General features: G+C 31.6%; 2 protein-coding genes and 3 pseudogenes. 4 read left to right on the forward strand and 1 reads right to left on the reverse strand.

The window, feature by feature from the left end; translation table 11 throughout:
• Positions 1-341: 341 nt before the first annotated feature.
• A pseudogene (locus tag JFU54_RS17135) lies at positions 342-1,123 on the forward strand (BC_2878 family exosporium-associated protein).
• Positions 1,124-1,664: 541 nt separating this feature from the next.
• Here the strand turns inward: JFU54_RS17135 and ycaC are convergent.
• Positions 1,665-2,300 carry an isochorismate family cysteine hydrolase YcaC gene (ycaC, locus tag JFU54_RS17140; protein WP_002192841.1) on the reverse strand — a complete coding sequence of 212 codons (636 nt, stop codon included), beginning with the start codon at positions 2,298-2,300 and terminating at the stop codon, positions 1,665-1,667.
• A 490-nt stretch (positions 2,301-2,790) separates the two neighbouring features.
• Here ycaC and JFU54_RS17145 point away from each other — a divergent pair.
• The 3 genes and pseudogenes from JFU54_RS17145 to JFU54_RS17155 all read left to right on the forward strand — a co-directional run.
• Positions 2,791-3,560, forward strand: a pseudogene (locus JFU54_RS17145) (GNAT family N-acetyltransferase).
• 592 nt (positions 3,561-4,152) lie between these two features.
• The gene (locus tag JFU54_RS17150) at positions 4,153-4,848 is read left to right on the forward strand and encodes a CsxC family protein (protein ID WP_002013348.1); all 696 of its coding nucleotides are present in this window, start codon (positions 4,153-4,155) and stop codon (positions 4,846-4,848) included.
• 127 nt (positions 4,849-4,975) lie between these two features.
• Positions 4,976-6,000 (forward strand): annotated as a pseudogene (locus JFU54_RS17155) (DUF7852 domain-containing protein); the annotation flags it as partial.

Genomic DNA, 6,000 nt, shown 5'->3' on the forward strand with positions numbered 1-6,000 from the left:
GCCTCAAGGTGAAGAAGCAAATGATGAGGACGGCAGGAGATAACTGCCCGTAAGAGCCCGATTGGTGAGGGCTAACCATTAGTAGGAGATAAAGCTCCCCGCTAATAGAAGTTTCACTTTATTATAACGCTTTTTTGTTGAAAGATGAAATTGTTATATGCATTTATAGTGAAAAATATATTTTATTACTTATTTGAGGAACGATGAGTTTCTTAATTTGACAGGCATATGTCTGTATACTTATCTAGACTAATATTAGAGTTATATTGTCCAAGCTTTTCTTACATACCTTTCATATTATATTTATTAGGTAAAACATATAGGAAAGGAATGGAGAATCAGTGGATTGTGAGCCGAAACGTGATTGTCAATGTTGTCAAAATAGTATATGTGAATTTTTGAAAAGTTTACATCCTTATTCTAGGGTTGAGGTATCGTAATAGACGGAAACGAAATAGTTGTATCCTATTTTATTTCATTTAATGAGATAAAAGGTATAGTGTCGTTTGCACAAGAAGACAGTGAGGTAATATTTGTAGATTGTTCAAGAATTGATGCGATTCGAATAGGGAAAGTTTGTAGTTGTAAAACGAAAGTTAAATTTATTGAAGATGAATTCAGTTTACTTGGAAATGTTTGTCCACATTGTTTAAATGAGGGAAGTACACTATTCTTCGATTTTAATAATCCTGAATTAAGTTTATCTTTACAGGCAACAACGATTGATCCACCTAGATGTATTGAATTTGTAGATGAGCTTGGGAATGTAGTAAAGCAAATTACTATAGTAGGTGAAGCGATTGTTTCTAAAAATTTCGTTCCGGTACCTGAACTGTTAGATTTTCGATTAATCTTATCGGATATAACTGGAAATCCATTGAAATTTGGATTACTGTTTATTAACTTCCCTGATATTACGTTTATCATTCTTTTCGCATCAAATGGATACCTCAACATTTCAAACTGTTTAAAAATAGAGAGTGGAACTGGAAATGCCGAAATAGAAGAGATGAAAAAAGAGATTATTAACGACAATAGTATGATGTACAATTCAATTATTAAGTTAACTAGAATATATAAAAATGGTGAGACGGAATCTTACATTTCTAAGAAGGAGTTATAACGTATTTATCGTAATTAACCCTCGTACACTATAATGAGGGTTTTTACATAAAAATGATTAAATGAAATATTGTTACATTTGAATTTAGCTATTTATTGTGTGGAATCGGAAACTTTTTAGCTTCTCTTTAGATACACTAATGAAAGTAAAGGTATTTATTGTTTTCTATACTGTATAGGCCGTAGTAGCGGGAAATAGGCTGGTTTGTACTATCAATTGATACGTGTTATTCCTTAATGCGTCACTGCCATAAACATGCAAATTAGGTACCCTGCTTACGCAACAAAATATGAAAGAAGTCAATTGCAGGGGATATTTATTTAAGTGTAAATAAATATAGCGGTGGAGTAGGCGATTATACAATATTAGTAAAATAATTAAAAAAAGGGCTGCTACGACACCCTTTTTTTAATTATGTAAATACCTGCTGTAAGTTTTTTTGGGAGTGAATTTTATTAGGAATAATTAGTCATTATTGTTACCATATATCGCCATCAAGTTAACGGAAATACAATACCAATTCTGATTTTATATTAAGATTTTACTTGCTAAGCTCTCTTTGAGCCCCCATATAGCTTCCAATGATATTTTGATAACTTGGAAGATGCTTAGCAAGTAAAGCTCCGAAACCTTCAACATCATTTCGCCAGTCACGCTGTAATTCTGCTGCAACGCTAAACCAGTTCATTAGTTGCACCCCTCCATGAGCCATACGCATAAGAGCGGCATCAGCAACTTGTTTACTAAAAGTTCCAGATGCATCCGTTACAACAAATACCTCATACCCTGCATTTATAGCTGATAGAGCTGGGAACGCAACACAAACATCAGTAACGACACCTGCGATAATTAACTGTTTTTTACCCGTTGCTTCAATAGCTTTTACAAATTCATCATTGTCCCACGCGTTAATTTGTCCAGGACGCGCTATTTTAGGCGCATTTGGAAATAGTTCGATTAATTGCTGCATGAGTGGACCATTAGGACCGTCTTCGAAGCTAGTTGTTAAAATAACAGGTAAATCAAAAAACTTAGCGGTATTCGCAAGAGCTAAAACATTATTCTTGAATTCATCAACACCATAGTCACGTACTAGACTGGAAATAAGACCTGTTTGATGATCCACTAGAAGAACCGCGGCATCACTTTTTGAAAGACGAGAATACAAATCAGACATTTTATAATCCCCCTTAATAAGCTTATTTACAAATCAATCTTACAGTTATTTATCTTGATTTGGTATACATGCAAAAATTTATCAACAAATAGTTTTCATTAGAATATTGGGATGTATGTATTTTCATATTGAGGAATTACAAATTTTTCGTTTTGGGAAACAATGTATTAATTGAGTGGATAGCTATGTGGTATGGTCCTAATGCTATCTATTATTTGTGAATAATAATGTTTTTACCTGTAAATAGAAAATGAGATATGAGGACTAAAATGAATCTGAAAATAGCAATTCTTGATTGGTAAATCATTTCAATGAAATTAGATGTTATAATAAAATTGAATTTACGTATAATTTATAATCATTTGATATTTGAGAGTTGAGTTTCATAGACATTTACTTAGATAATAAATAAGTGTGTATAAGAATACTAATAAAAGTTAACTCATGAAAATGTTGAGTCTAGTTGATTTTAAAGAAAGCGGGAATGTAAATGATATATGAGGCAAAAATACATACAAGAAAAAATTAGTTTCTATGTTCGAGGATTTTAATAATGTTGTTCTACTTTCTTATTTACAAGGACATATGGGCAATGCCTGGGTGAACGATCTTGAAAACCCGACAGTAGCGCAAATTACGGTAGGGATTTTCACATTTTACGCTGGGGATCCAAATGCAAAAGAGACAGAAGAGTTATTACGTAACATCCCTGAAAGAATTTTAGTAATCGTAAATAGTGATCAATGGAAAAAGCGTTTAGAAACATTCCATGAAAGAAAAATAGATAAGTTTTTACGATATAAATTTAAAAGAAATGCAGAAGTGTTTAATCGCTCAAAATTACAATCTTTTATAACTGCACTTCCAAAAGGATATGAATTAAGAAAAATAGATGAGCATATCGCAAATAATCCAACATTACACAACGTTTCTGAAGATTTTACAAGTCAATTTCGATCAATAGATGATTATGTAAATCGAGGTATAGGTTATAGCATTTTGTATAATGGAGAAGTCGTATGCGGTGCATCATCATATAGTATTTATAATGATGGTATTGAAATTGAAGTTGCTACTGATCTTGATCATAGAAGAAAGGGATTGGCAACTGTAGTTTGTGCGACCTTAATATTGGATTGTTTAGAAAAGGGGAGGTATCCAAACTGGGACGCAGCGAATAGTACTTCTGTCAAATTAGCAGAAAAGCTAGGGTATGTTTTTGATAAGGCATATGATACTTATTTTGTAAATAATAAGTGAATGAACGGGAGCGTGTACGGATTGTACAACGTCATAAGACTAGTAAATTAACGTTTAGTAGTCTTATTTTTTATAATTGCAAACAAAAACTAAACTATCCAAAGATAAAAAGGTATTAAAAGAGATGTTAATAAATGAAATTAAGGGAAAAGAATGACGACAAGATTGGTTTCCTAAGAAGAGTTGATAAATTTTAGTGAAAAATTTGAGAATAAAACAATGATATTAATGATAAGGATGAAGGGATTCCGCAAGAATTTGGGTATAAAAACCGACTTTTTTTAGTCGGTTTTTATTTTTTCAACAGTAGAGTGATACTAATATTGATTTTTCTTCTATTACTAGTGAATATAATTAACACATCAGTTCCTACTTCCACGATGAGGGTTCAGAAATTCTCCTTTTATATAGGTAGATAATCATAAAGGCTTAATATATTAAGTTATGTGTGTTTAACTAACAATAAATTTGCTATTTTTTTGTAAATGATGAAAGTAACTATTATACAAACCCACGCATTAATAGAAGAGATACATATACAGTATAGAGAGTTAAAAAACTCCAAAATATTGTATAAAGGAGATTATAAAATATGAGCGAACAATGCCCAATTAATGTACCATGTCAGGTAGATGGACAAACTCAAACGCCATTAAGTGATGCAGCTGCAACACCAATTCTTACTCCAGGAACACCGATTGTAAAAATACCAGTTGTATTAGCAGAAAGAACAATTCAAATTGTTGTAGAATCTGATATTTCATTAGATCCTCCAGCAACTGAGATTAAACGTGTGTTAAAAAATGTATTTTTAACACAATGTAAGTTAGTTCCTGTAGCATTTACTCCAGTACCAGGTACAAATTACCGCCGAGTTACAAGAGCAAAATTATTTGTACAAGGATATATTCGTAAAAATATTGAATATGCAAATGATGAGTGTAATGGAGTGCTATATGATCGTATTGCAAATGTTCCATTTTCTGGTTTTGCAGATTTAACAGCAGCTGATTTTCTATCACAAGCTGTAGTAGCTTCTTCCTCAGATACTACATCTCACTTTATTAATCCTAAAAATGGTGATTTACCACGTTTAGACAAATACTTCTTCGAAAATACAGTTTTTTATAATGAACAACCATATTGTGAATTAGTAAGCGCACAATTTTTCGAATTAGACTTTTCACCTTGTCCAACAGAATTAAACGAGCCATTTGGAACTCTTCGTGAAAAAATTGTACTAGATCTTACTTTAAAAGTTTTACAAGTACAACAAGTACAAGTATAAGACTAAAAAAGCATTGTCTTTAATAAAAAGACAATGTCTTTTTTATTATTATAAAACATATATAATGATGGAATGGTCGCGTACAAAAAGCATATTTTTATGAATTTCATCAGATGGGGGGATGGTGATGAATAAGCCATGGGTTGGTAAGGAAATATGGAACAAAGTTTACAAATGGAAAATGCTGAATGTTCAAGATGTTTCGCGCGAAATAAGAGAAAAAAAGGAAAGTAAAGAAACAGAGTCAAAAAAAGAAGAAAAAGCAATGGGAATAGAGAAAGAAAGTAAAGAAACAGAGTCAAAAAAAGAAGAAAAAGCAATGGGAATAGAGAAAGAAAGTAAAGAAACAGAGTCAAAAAAAGAAGAAAAAGCAATGGGGATAGAGAAAGAAAGTAAAGAAACAGAATCAAAAAAAGAAGAAAAAGCAATGGGGATAGAGAAAGAAAGTAAAGAAACAGAGTCAAAAAAAGAAGATAAAGTAATTGGAATAGAGAAAGAGAGTGAAAAAACTGGATTAACAAAAGAAAATAAAGCGATTGGATTAGAGGAAGAAGAGGTGAAAATTGAATCAGTAAAAGAATATGAAGAAAGAGAATTAGAGAAAGAAGAAATAGCAATTGAATCAAACAAAGAAAGTGAAGAGACTGAACCAGCAAAAGAAAATAAAGTGATTGGATTAGAGAAAGTAGAAGTAGCAAATGAATCAGAGAAAAAAAGTGAAGAAACTGAATCAAAGAGAGAAAGTATAGGTTTAGGATCAAAAATAGAGACTTCAGTGCATTCAATGGTAGTGAAAACGCCATTTTCTATTATTTCAGAAGTGTCTAGCTTTAAAGTATTTCCAAAAATAAATGTGAAAAATCAAGATGCATTTGTATTTCGAAATGAAAAAGATGCGGAGGGGCGTGAATTAGATTCTAAGTTATTAACTACAGTGCAACAGTATCATTCGGAGGCTTATTGTAAATTAGTTTCTTTAAATCTTCATGAAAAGAGAGTGCTTGTTGAATTATATAATCAAAAAGTTAAAGGGAATAATGAAGAGAATAAGGTAGAGACACCTTCATGGATTCCTATTCACAGCATAATATTAGAGAGTGAAAATGGGGAGAAGTAAGTAATTATATAACAGCCAGACTACCAATAGAAATA

The organism is Bacillus sp. TH19, assembly GCF_016651075.1.
Lineage (GTDB): Bacteria > Bacillota > Bacilli > Bacillales > Bacillaceae_G > Bacillus_A > Bacillus_A mycoides.

Coding starts and splice junctions, on each gene's coding strand:
- JFU54_RS17150 (WP_002013348.1), top strand. CDS start 4,153: ATGAGCGAACAATGCCCAATTAATGTACCATGTCAGGTAGATGGACAA.
- ycaC (WP_002192841.1), bottom strand. CDS start 2,300: ATGTCTGATTTGTATTCTCGTCTTTCAAAAAGTGATGCCGCGGTTCTT.